This window comes from Sphingomonas psychrolutea, assembly GCF_014636175.1.
In the GTDB taxonomy this organism is placed as follows: Bacteria; Pseudomonadota; Alphaproteobacteria; order Sphingomonadales; family Sphingomonadaceae; genus Sphingomonas; species Sphingomonas psychrolutea.
The window spans coordinates 88,086-108,666 of the sequence record NZ_BMDW01000009.1 but is presented as its reverse complement, the minus strand read 5'-3'; the positions used below and the strand labels follow the sequence as shown (position 1 = coordinate 108,666).

General features: G+C 63.7%; 22 protein-coding genes and 1 tRNA gene. 1 reads left to right on the top strand and 22 read right to left on the bottom strand.

The window, feature by feature from the left end:
* Positions 1 to 73: 73 nt before the first annotated feature.
* Genes IEV62_RS09300 through IEV62_RS09260 form a run of 9 tightly spaced genes read right to left on the bottom strand, consistent with a single transcriptional unit; the run spans position 74 to position 8,205 of the window.
* Entirely contained in the window at positions 74 to 277 is a 204-nt protein-coding gene (locus IEV62_RS09300; RefSeq protein WP_188446765.1) for a hypothetical protein, read from the bottom strand.
* The gene (locus tag IEV62_RS09295; RefSeq protein ID WP_188446763.1) at positions 274 to 1,038 is read right to left on the bottom strand and encodes an MBL fold metallo-hydrolase; all 765 of its coding nucleotides are present in this window, start codon (positions 1,036 to 1,038) and stop codon (positions 274 to 276) included. Before IEV62_RS09295 ends, IEV62_RS09300 begins: the two co-directional genes overlap by 4 nt.
* Positions 1,035 to 1,814 (bottom strand): TatD family hydrolase, encoded by a 780-nt coding sequence (locus IEV62_RS09290; protein WP_188446761.1) that lies wholly within the window; start codon positions 1,812 to 1,814, stop codon positions 1,035 to 1,037. Before IEV62_RS09290 ends, IEV62_RS09295 begins: the two co-directional genes overlap by 4 nt.
* Entirely contained in the window at positions 1,811 to 3,373 is a 1,563-nt protein-coding gene (metG, locus tag IEV62_RS09285) for a methionine--tRNA ligase (RefSeq protein WP_188446759.1), read from the bottom strand. Before metG ends, IEV62_RS09290 begins: the two co-directional genes overlap by 4 nt.
* A 53-nt stretch (positions 3,374 to 3,426) precedes the next feature.
* On the bottom strand, positions 3,427 to 4,404 hold the full coding sequence (locus tag IEV62_RS09280; RefSeq protein WP_188446757.1) for a DNA polymerase III delta subunit-related protein: 978 nt from the start codon (positions 4,402 to 4,404) through the stop codon (positions 3,427 to 3,429).
* On the bottom strand, positions 4,401 to 5,030 hold the full coding sequence (gene tmk / locus IEV62_RS09275) for a dTMP kinase (RefSeq protein ID WP_188446755.1): 630 nt from the start codon (positions 5,028 to 5,030) through the stop codon (positions 4,401 to 4,403). The genes IEV62_RS09280 and tmk overlap by 4 nt, the downstream gene beginning before the upstream one ends.
* Before the next feature lie 4 nt (positions 5,031 to 5,034).
* On the bottom strand, positions 5,035 to 6,204 hold the full coding sequence (locus tag IEV62_RS09270) for a D-alanyl-D-alanine carboxypeptidase family protein (RefSeq protein ID WP_188446753.1): 1,170 nt from the start codon (positions 6,202 to 6,204) through the stop codon (positions 5,035 to 5,037).
* A gap of 20 nt (positions 6,205 to 6,224) precedes the next feature.
* Positions 6,225 to 7,157, bottom strand: coding sequence for an SPOR domain-containing protein (locus IEV62_RS09265; RefSeq protein WP_188446751.1), 933 nt, complete (start codon positions 7,155 to 7,157; stop codon positions 6,225 to 6,227).
* Position 7,158: 1 nt separating this feature from the next.
* Positions 7,159 to 8,205 (bottom strand): lytic murein transglycosylase, encoded by a 1,047-nt coding sequence (locus IEV62_RS09260; RefSeq protein ID WP_188446749.1) that lies wholly within the window; start codon positions 8,203 to 8,205, stop codon positions 7,159 to 7,161.
* Between the two features lie 105 nt (positions 8,206 to 8,310).
* Here IEV62_RS09260 and IEV62_RS09255 point away from each other — a divergent pair.
* A tRNA-Ser gene (locus IEV62_RS09255) sits at positions 8,311 to 8,400 on the top strand.
* 23 nt (positions 8,401 to 8,423) lie between these two features.
* Here IEV62_RS09255 and IEV62_RS09250 read toward each other — a convergent pair.
* The 13 genes from IEV62_RS09250 to rpsB form a co-directional block, all read right to left on the bottom strand.
* Positions 8,424 to 8,750, bottom strand: a complete 327-nt coding sequence (locus IEV62_RS09250) for a PilZ domain-containing protein (protein WP_188446747.1) — start codon at positions 8,748 to 8,750, stop codon at positions 8,424 to 8,426.
* An 83-nt stretch (positions 8,751 to 8,833) separates the two neighbouring features.
* Complete coding sequence (gene rpmE / locus IEV62_RS09245) at positions 8,834 to 9,067, bottom strand: 50S ribosomal protein L31 (protein WP_188446745.1); 234 nt, start codon at positions 9,065 to 9,067, stop codon at positions 8,834 to 8,836.
* A gap of 92 nt (positions 9,068 to 9,159) precedes the next feature.
* Entirely contained in the window at positions 9,160 to 9,639 is a 480-nt protein-coding gene (gene fabZ, locus IEV62_RS09240) for a 3-hydroxyacyl-ACP dehydratase FabZ (protein ID WP_188446743.1), read from the bottom strand.
* A 10-nt stretch (positions 9,640 to 9,649) separates the two neighbouring features.
* Entirely contained in the window at positions 9,650 to 10,390 is a 741-nt protein-coding gene (locus tag IEV62_RS09235; RefSeq protein ID WP_188446742.1) for an OmpH family outer membrane protein, read from the bottom strand.
* A complete protein-coding gene (gene bamA / locus IEV62_RS09230; RefSeq protein ID WP_188446798.1) occupies positions 10,390 to 13,110 on the bottom strand; it encodes an outer membrane protein assembly factor BamA in 2,721 nt (906 codons plus the stop codon). The genes IEV62_RS09235 and bamA overlap by 1 nt, the downstream gene beginning before the upstream one ends.
* 130 nt (positions 13,111 to 13,240) lie before the next feature.
* Positions 13,241 to 14,374: an RIP metalloprotease RseP gene (gene rseP, locus IEV62_RS09225; protein WP_188446740.1), complete on the bottom strand. Its 1,134-nt coding sequence runs from the start codon at positions 14,372 to 14,374 to the stop codon at positions 13,241 to 13,243.
* Positions 14,371 to 15,552, bottom strand: coding sequence for a 1-deoxy-D-xylulose-5-phosphate reductoisomerase (locus IEV62_RS09220; protein WP_188446738.1), 1,182 nt, complete (start codon positions 15,550 to 15,552; stop codon positions 14,371 to 14,373). The genes rseP and IEV62_RS09220 overlap by 4 nt, the downstream gene beginning before the upstream one ends.
* Before the next feature lie 11 nt (positions 15,553 to 15,563).
* Positions 15,564 to 16,337 carry a phosphatidate cytidylyltransferase gene (locus tag IEV62_RS09215; protein ID WP_188446736.1) on the bottom strand — a complete coding sequence of 258 codons (774 nt, stop codon included), beginning with the start codon at positions 16,335 to 16,337 and terminating at the stop codon, positions 15,564 to 15,566.
* A 23-nt stretch (positions 16,338 to 16,360) separates the two neighbouring features.
* A complete protein-coding gene (gene uppS / locus IEV62_RS09210) occupies positions 16,361 to 17,029 on the bottom strand; it encodes a polyprenyl diphosphate synthase (protein ID WP_229732983.1) in 669 nt (222 codons plus the stop codon).
* A gap of 77 nt (positions 17,030 to 17,106) precedes the next feature.
* On the bottom strand, positions 17,107 to 17,664 hold the full coding sequence (gene frr / locus IEV62_RS09205) for a ribosome recycling factor (RefSeq protein WP_188446732.1): 558 nt from the start codon (positions 17,662 to 17,664) through the stop codon (positions 17,107 to 17,109).
* A gap of 2 nt (positions 17,665 to 17,666) precedes the next feature.
* Positions 17,667 to 18,395, bottom strand: a complete 729-nt coding sequence (gene pyrH / locus IEV62_RS09200) for a UMP kinase (protein WP_188446730.1) — start codon at positions 18,393 to 18,395, stop codon at positions 17,667 to 17,669.
* Between the two features lie 169 nt (positions 18,396 to 18,564).
* A complete protein-coding gene (gene tsf / locus IEV62_RS09195) occupies positions 18,565 to 19,500 on the bottom strand; it encodes a translation elongation factor Ts (RefSeq protein WP_188446728.1) in 936 nt (311 codons plus the stop codon).
* 85 nt (positions 19,501 to 19,585) lie between these two features.
* A complete protein-coding gene (gene rpsB / locus IEV62_RS09190; RefSeq protein ID WP_188446726.1) occupies positions 19,586 to 20,431 on the bottom strand; it encodes a 30S ribosomal protein S2 in 846 nt (281 codons plus the stop codon).
* Positions 20,432 to 20,581 lie beyond the last annotated feature (150 nt).

Genomic DNA, 20,581 nt, shown 5'->3' with positions numbered 1-20,581 from the left:
CGTGAGGGGACCTCCGATAGCGTAAGCCGATTCAGTCCGATAATATGTATTATGTTAAACATATACCCGCTTTTCATTTCACGCCTCCCACGCTTCCGCCACCCCCAAAGGCGTCTTGCCACAGCATCACCAGCACGAACATCACCCCGAAGATCGCCACCCATGCCAGCGCCATTTTGAACGTCTGTGCGATCGGCAAGCGTCGCGCTGCAAGCGCGCTGATCGGCAAGATCAACATCAGCGCCAGATACAGCGCATTGATCCCCGTATCGTTCATGCCGCCAACTCCAGCCCGTCATAGCCCGGCTCGACGCCCGGCGGCAGTTCACCGACCAGCGTCGCATAGTCCATCGATTGGTCCATATGCGTCAGCACCGCGCGGCCCGGCTTGAACCGCTCGATCCAGCCGAGCGTGGTCGCCAGATTAAAATGCGACGGATGCGGATGTCGGCGCAGCGCATCGACGATCCAAATATCCAGGCCTTTGTAGAGAACCTCAAGATCAGCCGTCATCGCACTAAGATCGGTCGCATATCCGATCGACCGGCCGGCGCTTTCAAAGCGTAGACCGGCGGACTGGAACGGTCCGTGCGGCTGCTCGGCAACGCGCACGGCAATATCACCAATGGTGATCGCATCGGGCAAATCTTCGATCGCGACCGTCGGCGGATAGCCGTCCCAACCGTGGAAAACATAGCGGAACCGCCGCATCAGCGTCTCTTTCAAATTCGGCCGCGCGATCCCGCGGACCGGATGCCCCATCGCGTGAAAGACCTGACGCAGATCATCGATCCCGTGGGTGTGATCGGCATGATCGTGTGTCCAGATCACGGCATCGAGCGTGGACACACTCGCCGCGAGGAGTTGCTCGCGCATGTCCGGGCCGGTGTCCACGAGGATGCGGGTCGTCGCGGTTTCGATCAGGATCGCAGCCCGCATGCGCCGATTGCGCGGCTCGTTCGGGTCGCACGCGCCCCAATCATTACCGATCCGCGGCACGCCCGATGACGTGCCCGATCCTAGGATCCGCACCTTCATGCGCGCGTCTTGGAAAACAACGCCTGAAAATTCGTAGCGGTCGCTGCCGCCAGTGCGTCGAGCGGGTCGCCGCGCAGTTTTGCCAGAAAGGCGGCGGTATCGGCAACGAAGGCTGGTTCGCCGGTCTTCCCGCGATGCGGCACCGGCGCCAGAAACGGCGCGTCGGTCTCGATCAATAACCGCTCCAGCGGCAATCGCGCGGCGGTTTCCTGCAAATCCTTGGCATTCTTGAAGGTCACGATACCCGAAATCGAGATATAGAAACCGAGCTCGAGCGCGATATCGGCGAACGCTCCACTCGCGGTGAAGCAGTGGATCACGCCGGGATAGGCCCCCTTCCCCATTTCCTCGCGCAGGATGTCCGCAGTGTCCTCTTCGGCATCGCGCGTGTGGACGATAATGGGCAATTGGGTCTCACGCGCCGCGGCGATGTGCGCGCGAAAACTGGCGCGCTGGCGGTCGCGGTCGCTGTGATCGTAGAAATAATCGAGCCCGCTCTCGCCGATGCCGACGACGCGTGGATGCTGCGCGCGCTCGACGAGGCGCGCGGTGCCGACATCGGGATGCTTGTCCGCCTCGTGTGGATGGATCCCGACCGTCGCCCAGACATCACGCTCGCGCTCGGCGATCGCGATTACGTCGTCCCACTCGCTCTCGCGCGTCGCAATGGTCAGCATCGTGGTGACTCCCGCCGCCCGTGCGCGGTCCAGCACATCCTGCTGTTGCTCCGCCAAGCCCTTGTAGTTCAGGTGACAATGGCTATCGATAAAGGTCACGCCGCGACCTCCGTCGGCATATCCAGCCGCGGGAACAGCGCCACCGGTTGATCGAGCCGATGCCCGCCTTCGGCGAGCGGTGAGTACCAATGCGAGCCGATCGCCGCCGGGGTCCGCAGTGCCGGGTCGATTCCCATCGCATCGAGCAGTTTCGCAGCACTTGCCGGGATCACCGGCGCAATCGCCACCGCCAACTGCGCAATGCAGATGTACAGCGTCGCCAGCACGGTCTCCATCCGCTCGGGATCGGTCTTCTTGAGCGCCCACGGCGCCTGTTCGTCGATATAGGCATTGCAGGCGAACACGCCCTGAATCCACGCCTCAGTCGCTTGCGACAGTGCCAGTTCTTCGAAAGCGCGCGGCATGATGTCCCGCACGGTCTTGTCGACCAGATCGAACAGCGCGCCATCGGCCTCGGTGTGGCCATGGATCGCGGGCAGGTGCGCATCGCAATTCTTGAAGATCTGGCTGAGCGTCCGCTGCGCGAGATTGCCAAAGCTGTTCGCGAGATCGGCATTGGCGCGCATCACAATCGCTTCGGGCGAATAGCTGCCGTCCTGACCGAAACTGATGTCGCGCAGCAGGAAGTAGCGCAACGCATCGACGCCATAGGCCTCGGCCAGGGCGAGTGGATCGGCGGCATTGCCCGCTGACTTGCCCATCTTCGCGCCATCGCGCGCGAGCACGAAGCCGTGCCCGAACACCGATTTTGGCAACGCCAGCTTCGCCGACATCAGGAAGGCGGGCCAGTAAACCGCATGAAAACGCACGATATCCTTGCCGATCATGTGCAGGTTCGCCGGCCAGAAGCGCGCGAAATCGCCCGTCAGGTCGGGATAGCCAAGCCCGGTGATGTAATTGGTCAGTGCGTCGACCCAAACGTACATGACATGCCCCGGGCTCCCCGGCACCGGCACGCCCCAGTCGAAGCTGGTGCGCGACACCGACAGGTCGTTCAATCCGCCCTCGACGAAACGGACTACTTCGTTGCGGCGGCTCTCAGGGCGGATGAAATCGAGGTTGGCGGCATAATGGTCGAGCAACGGCTGCTGATATTTCGACAGGCGGAAGAACCACGTCTCCTCCGCGGTCCACACCACCGGTGTGCCCTGCGGCGAACGCTTCCCCCCTTCCCCGTCGACGAGTTCCTTCTCGTCGTAAAAGGCTTCGTCGCGGACCGAGTACCAGCCTTCGTAGCGATCGAGATACAGATCGCCGGCATCGGCCATCGCCTGCCAGATCGCCTGGCTGGCGGCGTAGTGATCGGTATCGGTGGTGCGGATGAAACGGTCATGGCTGATGTTCAAGGCCGCCGCCATTTCCTTGAAATATCCGGACATTTCATCCGCGAGCGCGCGCGTTTCAATGCCCCGGTCGCGCGCCGCCTGCGTCATTTTCAGGCCATGTTCGTCGGTGCCGGTCTGGAAGCGGACGTCGCGCCCGGCCTGACGCTGAAACCGCGCGATCGTGTCGGCGGCGATCGCCTCATAGGCATGGCCGATATGCGGCCGCCCATTGGGATAATTGATCGCGGTGGTGATATAAAAAGGTTCGGTCATGGCGGCGTCCTAAAGCATCGGCTGCGCCAATTGAAGCCTTAGCCGCCGCCGATTTACCGGGCGAGCCGCGCGACGATCCCGGCCATCTCATAGACCGTTGCCTGCGCATCGAGCGTCAGCGCGCGCGCCGTTGCCGCCAGCGTGCGCGCCGCATCATAGCCGTCGAGCGCGGTGCGCAGCCGTTCCCCCCGTAGCCTCGGCGCGGCGGCGGCGATGAAGGCGGGTGCGCGCTCGAGAAATGCCTCATAGCGCGGCTGTGCTGCCTTGAGCGCAAGGCTCCTGGCCAACTTCACCCGGCGGCGATTGTCGGGATCGCCGCTTTGCGCGATCGCGCTCAGCGCGGCGTCGAGCGCGGCGAGGTCGAGTCCGGCAAAACCCAGCGCGCGCCCCGGCGAACCGTGCGCCATTCGGACCAGCGCCGCGATCTCCGCCGGATCGGCCGACGGCAGCCGCTCCCGCAGCACCGACGTCATGGCGTCATCACCGAGCGGATCGAAGCGCAACTGCCGGCAGCGCGAGCGAATCGTCGGCAGCAAGCGCCCCGGCGCGTGGCTGATGAGCAGGAAGATCGTGCCCTGCGGCGGTTCCTCAAGGTTCTTGAGCAAGGCGTTCGACGCGCCGGGCCGCTCAAGATCGTCGACAGCATCGATGATGACGACGCGCCGCTCCGACATCGACGGGCGCGTCGCGAACATCGGGCCGAGGCCGCGCACCTGTGCAATCGGGATCGAGCGCGCCAAATCAAGGCCGGTCTTGTCGCCCTCCTTTGGCTGACGTGTCAGTTCGCGATAATCGGGGTGTGATCCGGCGGCGATCAGCTTGCGCTGCACATTGTCGTCGGGAACCTCGAACCCGGGCGGCAACACCGCCCCGGCCCCCTCCGCCAGCAAGCGCAACGCCGCCGCGCGCGCGAAGCTGGCTTTGCCGATCCCCTCCGGCCCGGCGAAGAGCCACGCGTGGTGCAGCGACCCGCTCGCCACCGCGGCGGCAAAGGCGGCGTGCGCGGTATCGTTGCCGATCGGCAAGCTCATGGCAGTAAATCGGCGATGGCGGCGAACACCGCTTCGGCGACGCTGTCGATGGCGTGGTCGGCGTCGATCCGCCGGAACCTGTCGGGCTCGTGCGCCGCGAAGCGTCGGAACGCGGCGGCGACATCGGCGTGGAACGCCTCCCCGCGCGCCGCGAACCGATCGGCCGCCGCACCGTCTCGGCCCGCGGCGCGCAATCGGCCATGGTCGGGCGCCAGTTCCAGCAGCAAGGTCCGGTCGGGCAGAAGCCCCCGCGACCCGAAGCCGTGCAGCGCAAGCACCGCCGCATCGTCGATCCCGCCCGCCACGCCCTGATAGGCGCGGCTGCTGTCGATAAAGCGGTCGCAAATCACCCAGCGTCCGGCCCCGAGCGCGGGACGGATCGTCTTTTCGACATGATCAGCGCGGGCCGCTGCGAACAGCAAGGCTTCGCTATGCGCGCTCCACCGCGTGACATCGCCTTGCATCAGGAGCGTGCGGATCGCTTCCGCCCCCTCGCTGCCGCCCGGCTCGCGCGTCAGCACCGCATCGATCCCGCGCGCGGCCAGCGCAGCAGCAAGCCGCTTGGCTTGAGTCGATTTGCCCGCGCCCTCGCCACCCTCGAGCGAGATGAAACGTCCCGTCGTCATCGCCTCACCCGCCGAACAGCCCCATCAACCCGGCCCAGGCGCGACCAAAAAAGCCAGCCTCATCGACATCGGTCGCAGCCACCAGCGGCAGGCGCTGCGGCGGCAAATCCGGCGTGGTGACGATCAAATCGGCAATATGCTGCCCGGCCTTGATCGGCGCCTTGATCGGGCCGTCATAGCTGACGGTAAGCCGCATCTCGGGCACGGCACCAGCCGGCAGCGTTGCGGTCAAATTGGTCGGCGCGACCAGCCCGACGCTGCTCGCGCTGCCGAGCTGGACTTCGGCGGTTTCGATCTGCTTGCCTTTGGCCAGGATCGGCTTGGCCTGCCACGCGCGGAAGCCCCATTCCATGAATTTGACCGATTCCTCAGCGCGCTGGCCGTACGTGCCAAGCCCGGCCATCACCATCACGAGACGACGACCGTTCTGCTCGGCCGAACCCGTGAAGCCATAGCCCGCTTCATCGGTATGGCCGGTCTTCAGGCCATCGGCCCCCGCAACGCGCCCGAGCAAGGGATCCCGATTGGCCTGGTCGATCGGCTTGGCATCGCCCAGCGTCTTACCCCAGGTGAAGCTGCGCAGCGAGTAGAAGCGCTTGTAGAGATCGGGATGATCCGTGATCGTCGCACTCGCCAGTTTCGCGAGGTCACGCGCGGTGACAAAGGTGCGCCCTTCATCGGGCCAGCCGTTCGACGTGCCGAAATGGCTGTTGGCGAGACCGAGTTTCGCCGCCGCCCGGTTCATGCGATCGGTAAACGCACTTTCGGTGCCCGAAATCCCTTCCGCGAGGACGACGCAGGCATCATTGCCCGACAGCGTGACGATCCCCTTCAACAGATCGTCGACGCTCGGCTCTTCGCCGACGCCGAGGAACATGGTCGATCCCTGGCTATGCCATGCCCGCCATGTCTCTGGCCGGACCGGGAATTTTTGATTGAGCTTCAATTCGCCCGACTTGATCATGTCGAACGCGACATAGACCGTCATCATCTTCGCCATCGAGGCAGGCGGCATCCGCCGATCGGCATCCTTGGCATACAGGATCGCACCCGAGGACAGATCCTGCAGATACGCGACCGGCGCGGGGGTTTGATAGTCAGGCGCGGCGACCGCAGGACAGGTCGCGGCGATCGCGACGGTGGCGGCAGCGAAGACTTTATGGCGCAAGGACATTGGGTTCGATCTCGATCTGGTCATTCGGAGTGGAGAATTCTGGCATCGCCATAGCCGCGCCGCGCGACGCCGTCACGCGCGCGGGCAGCATCGGCGGAATGTGCGAACGGGCCGAGTTGCACGCGGTACAGACCGCCCGAGGCTGCAACGCGTCCGCCCAAATCGCGCGCCAAAGCGGTCGCGCGGGCGGAGGAGGAAAGCGCCGCCACCTGAACGTACCAGCCACCGACGGCACGCTGCGACGGCGCTGCAACGGGCGCCGACGCGGCGGCGCGCACTGGCGGGCGCGCAGGCGCGCGCGTTGGTGTCGTGGCCCGTTGCGGGCCGCTACCCCCGGGCAAATTGCGCCGCAGGGCGGTGAGCAAGGCCGGCGGCGCGTCGAGCCTGGCCGAGGCAGATCGCCCCGACCGCAACGCCATCTCGTCCTGCGGGCTCGATACGACGCTGCGCACCCGGACCGCCGCGCGGTCTCCGACCCCGAGCGCCTGTGCGGCACCCGGCGACAACGCCACCAAGCCGCCGCCCGTCTCGCGCGCGACCACCAACGCCACGATCGTGCGTCCGGTATCGAGCGCGGTGAGTTCGACAAGCGCCCCCGCCGGCAAGCCTGCGTAACCGACGCCAACCGCGACCTTGCTCCAGCGCGCCTCAGGCTGCTCGGCCATCAGCGCGGCATAGCCGACACCATCGTCATGCGTCTCGCCCGAGGTGCCGCGCGGGCCGCGATTGCCTGAGACTTCCGGCGGCACGTCGGACGGGCGTGGTACCTGGGCAATCGCTGCTGCCGACGACAGCTCCGGGTTCATCGGCACGCGGTCGCCAGCAACGTCGATCCTACGCTGACCGGCCCCCGGTGCACCCGCAAGCGCTGAACCCGGAGGCAAAGCGATCGCCGGGCCAACGCCATAACCGCCGCCGCACCCAGCGAGCAAAAGCCCGAGCAGGAGCGGCATGCTATTGCTCGACGGCATCGGCAAGCAAACCGACCGAGAGCGCGTAGAAATTGGAGCAATTATAATCGAGGATCACGCGGTAGTTTCCCGTCAGCAGATACGCTGTCTTGCCCGGACCATCGGGTTCGATCAGCGTCGCCAGCACGCGATCATCCGGCCAACCGCGAGACATCGGTGCTATACCCAGCGTGCGCCATTCGGCCATTGTCTTCCACGCGCTGTGCCGTGCGAACACTTTCAGGCAGCGTGGTGAGATCAAGCGATTGGCGAGCTGGCTGCGGTCGAACGTCGGCGGCACCGATACAGCCAAGCCCCACGGCTGCCCGGCGCGCCATCCGGCATTGGCGAAATAGTTTCCGATCGACGCCAGCGTGTCGGCCTGGCTGCTCCAGATATCGGCGCGCCCATCGCCATCGCCGTCGCGCGCCAGCCGCAGATACACCGAAGGCAGGAATTGCGGTCCACCCGTTGCGCCTGCCCAGCTGCCAGTCAATTGCGAACGGGCGACGCCGCGATCCATCATTTGCAACGAAGCGATGAATTCGTCGGCGAACAGACTGCGCCGCCGCCCTTCATAGGCCAAGGTCGCCAGCGCGCGCGGCAAATCGAATCCGCCCATCACCCGGCCATAGCTCGTTTCATGGCCCCAGATTGCCACCATGATCGACTCAGGCACACCCGTCTCCTGCTCGATCCGCTGGAGCCGGGACCGCGCCGAAAGATAGGCTGCACGCCCGCTGGAAATGAGCGCTGGCTCAAGGTGCTGCGCCTTGTACGGTGCGAAATCGGGGATTGGCGCATTGGGATTGGCACCGGGCTGCTGCCGGTCGAGATCGATCACGCGCTGGTTGAGGGTAAGCGTCGGAATCACCGCATCGAGCGTCGCGCGACTGACCCCTTTCGCTTCGGCCTGCGCGCGCAATTGCAGCAAATAAGTTTGGAATCCGCTCTCGTCCTGCGCCACCGCCGGACCGCCAAGCGCAAAACATACCGCGATTGCAATGGCTGCTATCCGGATTCGTCGTCCTAAAGGTTTAATGCCGAGCATACGGCATTAGTGGCACAGCCGCCCGTCGACATGAACCCCCAAAGGCCGCCCGCGCACCACAAACCTTGCACAAGTCATCGTTCGCTGGCTAAGCGGAGGCAGCGCGGAGAGATGGCCGAGTGGTTTAAGGCAGCGGTCTTGAAAACCGCCGTGGGTGCAAGCTCACCGTGGGTTCGAATCCCACTCTCTCCGCCACCGCCGCATCCAAACCGGGTCGCTCATTCGAGCTCAGCATTTGCCCCGACCAACCGTGCAAAGGCGTGGTCATCGAGCGGATCATAGAATTGGCAGCCGGCCTCGAAATCATCGACCCACATGATCGTCGCCATGACCTGACCAAGCCGCGGCAAGGTCAGCCAGATCGTCGCGCCTTTTTGCATCGGCGAATAGGTGTGGAGCTTGGCACCGTGCAGCGACACGTTGGTCACCTTGCACAAGGCGCGATCGAGACCGCCGCGTCCGACCTTGGCGTCGAGCGAGGTCGGCGCGCGCCGGCTGCGGCGGCGGTCGGGCTTTATCGCGGGCTCGAATTCAGCAGCAATCATGGGATGTCCCTTCCCGCAACACCTGCGAGAAGGAAATCCTATGCAATTATCGCTAACGCGCCGTTAACGACGCGGCAGAACGCTTACTTTTTGCCGATTGCCGACATGCCGCCGAAACGCTTGTTGAAGCGCGCGACCTGGCCGCCTGCATCGAGCATCGTGCCACGCCCGCCGGTCCAGGCCGGATGCGCCAGCGGATCGATGTCGAGCGTCATGAGATCGCCTTCCTTGCCCCACGTCGTGCGGGTCTGGAACTGCGAGCCGTCGGTCATCTGCACCGTGATGGTGTGATAATCGGGGTGAATGCCTTTTTTCACGTCTAATTCTCCGGGTAAGCCACTGGTTACCGACCAGCAGCGAAGGCGTGGCACCTATCAGAGCACCGCGCATGACGCAACTCTTGTCGGTCTCAGCCCGCCTTGGGCGGGTCGGCGATCATCGCGGTGAAAGTGGCTTCCGCCGCCAATTGTCCGTCGATCGTCGCGCGACCGGCGAACTTACACACGCTCGAGCGCTTCTGCACGAATTCGACCTCCAGTTTAAGCAGCACGCCGGGTTCGACCGGTTTGCGAAACTTCGCTCCGTCGATCGCCATGAAATACACAAGCTTGCCCGACCCCGCGAGGCCGAGCGATTCGACCGCGAGGATCCCGGCGGCCTGCGCCATGGCTTCGACGATCAGCACGCCGGGCATGATCGGACGTCCCGGGAAATGCCCCTGAAAGAATTGCTCGTTGATCGTCACCGCCTTGATCGCGGTGATCGACCGGTCGAGGATCAGCTCCTCGACCCGGTCGACCAACAGCATCGGATAGCGATGCGGCAGCGCCGCCATGACCCGCGCGATATCGAGCGGGCCAAGCGCGCCGCGATCTGCCGTTTCGCTCACCGATTGTGGCTCAGCGGCCGACCGGCGGCTTGGCCGGTGCAGGCTTCGCACCGGGTGCGGCAGGCGCCCCACCGGCAGCCTGCGCCTGTGCGCGGCGAACGGCGGCGAGGTAGACGAGCTGCTGGAACTGCTGCTGCAGCTGCTGTGTCTGCTGGCTCGGCTGGTAACCCGCGGGCGGCGTGATCGGCACGGTCGGCGCAGCGGCGTCGAGCGCGGCCTTGATATCGTCGGTCACGTCGACCGCAGGCGCATTATACTGAACGGTACCGGCCGACAGCAACAGGCTGATCTTCTTGGCCTCAACGACGGTCTTTACCGCTGCCGCATAACGCTGCGAAATCTGCTCGATCGCATAGGCCTGGGCCAGCGTAGCGGGCGAGCTGAGGCGCGCCGCATCAGCCTGACCGGCCTTCTGTGCGGCTTCGAGCTTGGCGAGGATCGGGCTGTTCGACCGCTGCGCGGCAGCGATCTCGTCTTCCGACAAACGCTTGTCCTTATTGAGGTCGAGCGGCGCGCCGATCGTGGCGAGTTCAGCCTGCAGCGCCGTCTGGCGGGCATTGGCTTGATCGAGCTGCGCCTTGTAGGTCGTGCCGATCGTCTGATTGGCGGCATCGAGCGCCTTGGCGGTCAGAATGACGGTTTCCGGATCGGAAATCGCGACGCCGCCGACCTGCGCCTGCGCCGTACCCGCGATTAGGAAAGCCGGCGCGATCGCCGCGCAGCCGAGCAGAAATGTCTGATACATCTTCATTAGAACTGTGTCCCTACGTTGAACGTGATGAGTTTGGTGTCGTCGCCTTTGTCCTTGAGCAGGGCATAGGCAAGATCGATGCGCAGCGGCCCGAACGGCGAGTTCCAGTTGACGCCACCGCCGACCGAAATGCGCGGCCGCGGCGAATCGCCGACGAAGCGCTCGAGGAACGGCGCCTGCGAGCTCGTATAAAGCGTGTTGGTCGAAGAGCCGACGCATGTCCCGCCTACGGTTGCCGAATACCCAACCTTACAGGTTGTAACCAGGCCCGGGTTGGTCGCGTCGATGTTCGGCACCGTATAAAAGGGGTCGCCGTTGCTGGCCAAAACATTCGTAACCAGCGGTTGTACGACGCCGCCGACGGTCGCGAAGCAATTGTTTCCCGTGGTGCCGGCCGCGCAAAGCCCGATCGTCGGCAACGGACGTGTGATACCGAACAGCGCGCCGGCTTGCACATAGATGGACGGCCGCAAGCCAAGCTCGCGCGCACCCGATGGCAGTGGGATTTCAAGCTCGAGCTTGCTGAGATAATACGCCCGCCCACCCAGCGCATCGTCGACGAACTGTGTGCGATCGGTTTGCAGGGTCTGATTTCCGGTCGCATCGGTCGTATATTGAATCCGCTGAATCCGCGGGCCGACCCCGCGAATGTCGAAACCGCGGAAATCGGGTTCGCCGAGATAGAAACGGTCGGTGATGCGGACCTTGTCGATCCCTTCCCCACGGCTCTTCTCCAACGAGCGGATGTAGCCGCCCTCGACGTTGAGCGATGCGATGAAGCCGCTACCGATATTGACGAATTTAGAGCCTTCGAACTTCGTGCGGACATATTTCACGTCGCCGCCGAGGCCGGCAAAGTCCTGGCTGATAATGGCGCGCTGACCGGCCGTCGGGCGCAGGCGGCTGTTGAGGCTGTCATAGATCAGCGAATAGCCGACCGAAGACGTGACGCGGTTACCGATCGCGTCGCACAGATAGCGCCCCGCCTTGATCGGATCGCACGCCAGAACGCCGGTTACCGGATTGGGGGAGAAATACGAATTCTGATCGAGGCCGACCTGATCGTAGGACAGGCCATAGCGTGCCGCGAGCTGGACATATTCAGTCAGTGGCACGCCAGAGCGGATCTGAAATCCGGTCGATACCTGCGTATAGGTCGTCTGCCGTTGATTACCGATAAAGTTGAAGGCGTTGTAATCGCGCCGGAAAATGTCGCCGCCGATCGCGATATTTTTGTCGAACAGATATGGTTCGGTAAAGCCCAGCTCGACCGACTTGGAATAGGTCGAATAATTGACGCTCGCGCGCAATTCCTGGCCCTTGCCGCGGAAATTGCGCTGCCGGATCGATGCCTGGATGATGAAGCGCTCAAGGCTCGAAAAGCCCGCCGACAGCGACAATTCACCGGTCGATTTCTCTTCGACATTGGCGGTCAGCACCACGCGGTCGGGCGCGGACCCTTGCGTCTGCTTGATCTCGAACTTGTCCTGAAAAAATCCGAGCGAGTTGATGCGATCCTGCGAGCGCTTAACCTGGAAACTGTTGAACGCATCGCCTTCCGCCAAGCGGATTTCGCGGCGGATCACCTTGTCCTGCGTCTGCGTGTTGCCGTTGACGTCGATCCGCTCGATATACGAACGCTTCGCCTCGGCGATGTGGAAATTGATCCCCATCGTCAGCGTCTCTTTGTCGCGCAGGAAGTCGGGGTTCACGTCGGTGAAGGCGTAGCCGAACAGGCCGGCCGCCTCGCTCAGCGAATCGACCGAGGTCTCGACCTTCTTCGCATTGTACCAATCGCCCTTATTGATCCCGAGATTGGCGGCGAGCTTCTTATTATCGAAATCGCGAATGTCGCTGTCGACCGTCACGTCGCCGAATTTATACCGCTTACCCTCCTCCACCACATAGGTGATGATGAAGTCCTTCTTGTCCGGCGTCAGTTCGGCGACCGCCGAGGTCACGCGGAAATCGGCATAGCCCTCGGTCAGATAGAATTGCCGCAATTTTTGCTGATCGTAAGCGAGGCGATCCTGATCGTAGCTCGTGTTCGAGCTGAGCAAGGTGATCAACCGTGCTTGCTTGGTCGCCATCTGCTCGCGCAGCTTGTTGTCGGAATAGACCACATTGCCGAGGATGTTGATCTGGCGGACCTTGGATTTCGGCCCTTCGCTCACCTCGAAAATCACATCGACGCGATTCTGGTCGAGATTGACCATCTTTGGCTCGACGACGGCGGCAAAGCGGCCCTGGCGGCGGTATAATTCGACGATCCGCGCCACGTCCTGCCGGACGGCGGTACGCGTGAAGATTTGGCGGGGAGCGAGCTTCACCTCCTTCTTGATCTTGTCTTCCTTCAGGCGCTTATTGCCCTCGAAGATCACGCGGTTGATCACCGGATTCTCGCGCACGCGCAGGATGATGTCGCCGCTTTCGGCACCGGCGATAATCACGTCGGCGAACAGGTCGCTCGCGTACAGATCCTTGATCGCCTGATCGAGCGTCTCGTTGGTATAAACCTGCCCGCTGCGCAGCTTGGTATAAGACAGCACCGTCTCGGGCTCGAGCCGCTGCGCACCTTCGACGCGGAGCGTCTTGATCGTGCGCGTTACCGGGGGCGGCAACGGCACCGAGACGGGCGGCGGGGGTGCCGTTTGCGCCGCCGGGGCGGTCGGCTGACCAGTGGTCTGTGCCGACGCCGCCACGGGCAGGCCCGCCAGCATCGTGCCGGTAAGCAGCACGGCGGTGGCCCGCGCTCCGAAATTTGAAACCTTGATCGCTGTCACATCCCACCCCAAGTCGGAGAAAATTCCGCGTGGCCGAAAACCGTCGGCCCGCCCTGCCTTACCTGCGTCAACCGATCAACCCGCGCAGCGTCGTCCATACGCCGAACGCGCCGAGATCGTTGAACGTCACCGTCACCATCAACGCCAAAATCGCGGCCAAACCACCGCGAAACGCCCATTCCTGCACGTGCGGCGGGACTGGCCTGCGCCGGATCGCCTCGATCGCATAGAAAAACAGGTGACCGCCATCCAGCAGCGGGACTGGCAACAGGTTGATGAATCCCAGATTAATGGAGATCATCGCGATGAACCAAATGAGATAGGGCGTGCCGAGCGACAGCGTTTCGCCCGACATCTTTGCGATCCGCAGCGGCCCGCCCAATTCTTCGACCGAACGCCGGCCGGTAATGATCTGGCCAAGCCCGTCGACCGTCCCTTGCAACGCCTCGACCGTCGCGCGCACGCCTGCGGCCGGTGCTTCGAGCAAGCCGACCTTGCGTAGCGCGGGTGCGCCCGGGCCGATCCCCAAGCGCCCGATCTTCGATTCGTTGCCGAACCGGTCCTTCTGCTTCAACGCACCGATCGTCACAGCAATCTGCAACGGTTGGCCGTTGCGGAGCAGCGATACTGCGACGCGCTCGTTCGGGCGCATCACGGTGAAGCTCGCCAGATCGGAAAAGGTCGCGACATCGCGACCGCCGAGTGACGTTATCCGATCTCCCGTTTGGATCCCCGCCACCGCCGCCGCGCTGCCGGGCTGGACCAGCCCGACCGTGGCGGGCGTCGCGTCTACACCATAGGCCATCGCCATCCCCGCGAGGATAACGATCGCGACGATGAAATTTGTCACCGGCCCCGCGGCGACGATGATCGCGCGCTGCCAGACCGGGCGCGCCTGCAGGCTACGCGCGCGCTCTTCGGGCGGCAGTTCCAGCCATGCCGGATCGGGCACGCTTGCGGGGTTCAAATCGCCCGCGAATTTCACATATCCACCAAGCGGCAGGACGCTGAATTTCCAGCGTGTGCCGCTTTTGTCGGTCCAGCCGAACAGCTCTCGGCCGAAGCCGATCGAAAAGGCATCAATCTTGACGCCGAACCAGCGCCCAGCGAGATAATGCCCCAACTCATGCAGAAAAATAAGCGGCCCGAGCACCAGCGCGAACGCCAGGATGGTGAGCAACAGGCCAGGTGATTGGCTCAAGCGACGGTATCCTTCAAAAACGCCCCGTTGCGAACCGCGATCTGCCGACGCGCGATGCTGCGTGCTTCGGTATCGACCGCAAGGACATCGCCCAATGTCCCCGGCGCGGCCGGATCGTATGCCGATAGCGTATCTTCGACGATTGCGGCAATTTCGAGGAAGCCGATACGCTTATCGAGAAAGGCCGCCACGGCGATCTCGTTCGCGGCGTTCAGGATCGCCGGGCGTGCGCCACCCGCATTGAGGGCGTCACGCGTCAAGCGGATCGCGGGGAAGCGCAGCGGATCGGGGGCTTCGAAATCGAGCCGCCCGATTGCGACCAGATCGAGCGGGGCCATTGGCGTCGCCATTCGATCGGGCCAGGCCAGGCACGACGCGATCGGCACGCGCATGTCGGGCGGCCCCAATTGCGCGAGCGTCGAGCCATCGACATATTCGACCAGCGAGTGAATCACCGATTGCGGATGGATTACGATCTCGATCGCGTCATGCGGTACGGGGAACAGCCGCGCGGCCTCGATCAGTTCCAGCCCTTTATTGAACAAAGTCGCCGAATCGACCGAAATTTTCGCACCCATCGACCAATTGGGGTGCGCTACCGCCTGTTCGGGCGTCATCGCGCGCATTTCTTCGGTCGAGCGTTGGCGGAACGGCCCGCCGCTACACGTCAGGATGATCCGCCGGACGCGCTCGGGCCTACTCGCGTCGAAGCATTGAAAGATCGCATTATGCTCCGAATCGGCGGGCAGCAACGTCGCGCCCGACGCCTTGGCCGCCGCCAGAACGACATCGCCGGCCGAAACCAGCGGCTCCTTATTCGCGATGATGACGGTCTTGCCGCGCGCGATCGCCGCCATCGTCGGCTCGAGCCCGGTGCAGCCAACGATCGCCGCCATCGTGATGTCGGCACCAAGGCTCGCCGCCTCGATCACCGCCGCGCGCCCGCCAGCGCAACCAATATTGGTCCCGGAAAGCGCCGCCCGCAAATCGTCGAGGCAGCGCTCGTCGGCGACCACGGCGAGCTTCGCGCGCGTGCGGATCGCCGCCGCGGCTAGGCGCGCGACATCGCAATTGGCGGTGAGCGCAAACACTTCGAACCGGTCCGGCGCGCGCTCGACCAGATCGAGCGTCGATGTGCCAATCGACCCGGTTGCCCCCAAAATTGTAATCGACTTCATCGGTACCGTCTTCACCACCAATAGAATTTTGGCAACAGCACCAGCACAGCCGCGACCGGTGCCACCGGCACCAGACCGTCAAGCCGGTCGAGCACGCCGCCATGCCCTGGCAGCACCGTCCCGCTATCCTTGACCCCTGCCGTCCGCTTGAGCCAGCTTTCGTACAAATCGCCGCCCTGCGCCAGTACCGCGAGCGCCGGCGTTGCAAGCGTCAGGCGGAGCGCAAGGCCGTAGCGATAATGCAGCAAGGCCGCCAACAAACTGGCGAGCAGCACGCCCCCGGCGAGCCCCGCCCAGGTCTTATTCGGGCTGATTGTCGGTGCCAGCTTCGGTCCGCCAATAAAGCGCCCGGCCGCATAAGCCCCGATATCGCACGCCCACACCAGAGCGAGCGCCCAAATCGTAAAGACCACGCCCTCCTCCTGCCGCCGGATCAACAGCAACGCCATGATCGGCAGCCCGACATAGAGAATACCACGCGCCAGGCCGCTCCGCCGTGTGGTGATGACGACGAAAAAGGCAGCGCCTGCCAACAGCCCGAGCGCGAAAAACCCGGGGCCGACGCCGAGCACCGGCATCATCACCGCCAGCGGCACCGACAAAGCATATTGCGACAGCCGCTTGGTGGCGGGCGGGGTTGCGTGAAGATCGGCCCACTCCCCCATCATCACAACGCCCAGCACCACGCACAACAGCCAGAACGGAATTCCACCAAACCACACAGCGGCCAGCGCGACCATAATCAGCGCCACGCCGACCAGCACGCGCAGCATCAGGTTGGACATGCCTTTCGGCGGAACCTGCGACGTCACAGACCGCCGAACCGCCGTTGCCGCTGCGCGAACGCCGCAATCGCCTGCGCCAGCGTGTCGCCGTCAAATTCGGGCCACAGCGTGTCGACGAACAGCAATTCGGCATAAGCGGCCTGCCACAGCAGGAAATTCGACAACCGCACCTCGCCCGAGGTGCGGATCAACAGATCGAGCGGCGGCAAATCGTGGGTCTCGAGTTCGCCTTCGAACATCGTCTCGTCGATCACCGACGGATCGAGTAACCCATCGCGCGCGCGTTCGGCCATTCGCCGCGCCACCGCAGCGATCTCTGCCTGCGCGCCGTAATTGAGCGCAATCACAAGGATCGGGCCGTCATTGACCGCCGTGCGGGCGACAGCATTATCGAGCAGTTCGACCAGATCGGGCGTGAAGCGGCGATAATCGCCGATGATCCGCAGCCGAACATTATCGCGCACCAGCTCCTCAAGATCGCTTCGGATGAACAGCCGCAGCAACCCCATCAAGTCGCTGACCTCCTCCTCCGGTCGCCGCCAATTCTCGCTCGAAAAGGCGTACAGCGTCAGCGCCTCGATCCCGAGGGCGCGTGCCGCGCGCGCGACGCGGCGCACCGCTTCGATCCCCTGGCGATGCCCGGCAATCCGCGGCAAATGGCGCTTTTTCGCCCAGCGACCGTTGCCGTCCATGATGATCGCGACGTGGCGCGGAAGCACCTCGGCCCCAACCGCAGTCGCCCGATCGGCTGCCGGGGCGGCAAACGGCCTCACTTGCCCAGGATTTCCTTTTCCTTGGCGGTCGCGGCGGCGTCGATCTCGGCGATCGTCTTGTCGGTCAGCTTCTGGACTTCGGTCTCGAGCTTTTTGCGCTCATCCTCGCCGAACAGGCCCTTTTTCTCATCGACTTTCAGCGAATCCATCCCGTCGCGACGCACGTTGCGCGCGGCGATGCGCGCTTCCTCGGCATATTTCCCGGCAAGCTTGGCGAGCTCCTTGCGGCGCTCCTCGGTCAGATCGGGGATCGGCAAACGCAGCGTGGTCCCGTCGACGATCGGGTTGAGCCCGAGCCCAGCCGAGCGGATCGCCTTGTCGCATGGGCCGACATTGCTCTTGTCCCACACCTGCACCGATAACATCCGCGACTCGGGCGCGGACACGGTCGCGACCTGATTGAGCGGCATTTGCGCGCCATATACTTCGACCGTCACCGGATCGAGCAAGGATATCGATGCGCGACCAGTGCGCAGGCCCTGCAGATCGCCCTTCAGCGCCTCCACGCTCCCTGCCATGCGGCGTTCAAGATCGGCCTTTTCGTAAGCGGCCATGGTCATTCTCCTATGCTGGGCTGGACCGTCGTCGAAACGCCCTCACCCCGCAGAACCGCGGCAAGATTGCCGGATTCGCGGATGTTGAAAACGACGATCGGAATATTGTTGTCGCGGCACAAAGCAATCGCGCTCGCATCCATAACCTTCAAGTCCTGCGCGAGAACGGTCCCGTAGCTGACGGTATCGAAGCGCTTTGCGGTCGGGATCAGTTTCGGGTCCGCGTCATAGACGCCATCGACCGATGTGCCCTTGAACAGCGCATCGCACTTCATCTCTGCGGCGCGGAGTGCCGCTCCGCTATCGGTCGTGAAGAACGGGCTGCCGACGCCGGCCGCGAAGATCACGATCCGCCCCTTTTCCAAATGCCGCTCGGCGCGGCGGCGAATGAAGGGCTCACAGACCGATGCCATTGGAATCGCCGATTGCACGCGCGTCTCGACGCCGATCTGTTCCAGCGCGTTCTGCACCGCCAGCGCATTCATCACGGTTGCGAGCATGCCCATATAGTCGCCGGTCGCGCGGTCCATGCCACGCGCCGCGCCGGAAATGCCGCGAAAAATGTTGCCCCCACCCACGACGACGCACAGTTCATAGCCCTGATGCTTAACATCGGCGATTTCGGCCGCGACGCGCGCGATGACGTCGGGATCGATCGACAGACCGCTGCTGCCCATCAGGACTTCGCCCGACAATTTCAGCAAGATACGTTTATAGCGGGGGTTGGTCACGGGGTTCCAGGCTGCTGAAGGTGGGCGGCGCGAACCTTATCTGCGGCTCGCCGGGATTGGAAGCGCGGAAACCGTGCAGATCGCGGCTGGCCGGTGCGAGGAACGCGAATGTGACAAGGGGCTGTACCGTTCCCGGCACAGCCCCTGCTTTGTCTGCGAAGCGCGAGTCTTAGGCGACCGGCTGCGGCACACCCGAAGCGGCGGCGACTTCGGCGGCGAAGTCGCTCGTTTCCTTCTCAATGCCTTCGCCGAGCTGGAAGCGGACATAATCCTTGAGTTCGATCGACTTGCCCGCCGCCTTGGCGGCATTGGCGACGACGTCCGAAATCTTGGTTTTGCCATCCATCACCAGCAACTGGCTGACGAGCGCGTTTTCCTTGCAGTATTTGGCAATCGCGCCATCGACCATTTTGGCGACGATGTCGGCGGGCTTGCCGCTTTCCGACGCCTTCTCGGTCGCGATCGCGCGCTCGCGCGCGACAATCTCGGGGTCGAGGCCGTCCTCGTTGAGCGCCAGCGGGAAGGCTGCTGCAATATGCATCGCGATCTGCTTGCCGAGCGTCTGTAGCACCTCATGGTCAGCATCGCTTTCAAGCGCAACCAGCACGCCGATCTTGCCGAGGCCCGGTGCTGCAGCGTTGTGGATGTACGGAATGACCGCACCCTGCGTGACTTCGAGGCGCTTGGCGCGGCGCAGATTCTGGTTCTCGCCAATCGTCGCGATGTTGTTGGTCAGGATTTCCTCGACGGTCTTGCCGCCGAGATGCGCCGCCTTGATCACATCCATGTCATCGCCCAGTTCGAGCGCAACCGAGGTCACGTCGCGGACGAAGGTCTGGAACTGATCGTTCTTCGCGACGAAATCGGTTTCGGAATTGACCTCAACCGCGGCACCCTTGGTGCCCGACACTTCAACGCCGATCAGGCCCTCAGCGGCCGTACGGCTCGACTTCTTGGCGGCGGCGGCAAGGCCCTTGGCGCGCAGCCAATCCATTGCCACTGTCATGTCGCCGGCGGATTCGGTCAGCGCCTTCTTGCAATCCATCATGCCCGCGCCGCTCTTCTCGCGCAGGTCCTTCACTGCTGCTGCCGTGATCTCGGCCATGTCAAAATCCTTCTATCTTGAAAAAACGCATATAGGCGGAGCGGGGCCAAAGCCCTACCCCGCCCACATGTCAGTTCGGAGACGCTTACGCGTCGATCTGGCGCTCGGCCTCGGCGACCATCTCGGCCTGCAACGCCGCATCGGTTGCAGGCGTAATTTCGGCGGCAGGAGCCTCCGGTGCCACGGTCAGCGCTTCCTCGGCGGGCGGCGCTTCCATCGAGCCGATGTCCTGACGGCGCGCAAGCTGCTCGTTGCCGCCACGCGTCGCGGCGATCGCGATCGCTTCGCAATACAGCCGAATCGCGCGGCTTGCGTCGTCGTTCGCGGGAACCGGGAAAGCGATTCCATCGGGCGAGACGTTCGAATCGAGGATCGCGACGACCGGGATACCCAGCGTGTTGGCTTCCTTGATCGCCAGCTCTTCCTTGTTTGCGTCGATCACGAACATCACGTCGGGAATGCCGCCCATGTCGCGGATACCGCCGAGCGACAGCTCAAGCTTGTCCTTCTCGCGGGTGAGCTGGAGCACTTCCTTCTTGGTCAGGCCGTGCGTGTCGCCCGAAAGCTGCTCTTCGAGCGTCTTGAGGCGCTTGATCGAACCCGAAATCGTCTTCCAGTTGGTAAGCATGCCGCCCAGCCAGCGATGGTTGACGAAATGCTGGCCCGAACGCCGCGCTGCTTCTGCAACGGGTTCCTGCGCCTGACGCTTGGTGCCGACGAACAGGACCTTGCCACCCGACGCGGTCGAAGCTGCGACGAATTCAAGGGCGCGTGCGAACAACGGCACGGTCTGCGACAGATCAAGGATGTGGACGCCGTTGCGGTCGCCAAAGATGTAAGGCTTCATCTTCGGGTTCCAGCGATGCGTCTGGTGGCCGAAGTGCGCGCCCGTTTCGAGCAATTGCTGCATGGAGACGACAGGTGCCGCCATAAGAGAGTTCCTTTCCGGTTGATCCTCTGGGAAGCGAGTAATCCGTGATCGGGGTAAAACCCCGGGCGGACACCGGTGATGTGTGCTTCCCATGCGGTGTGAAGGCGGGTCGGTTAGCGGAAGCACTTAGGAAACGCAACTCCGTAATCA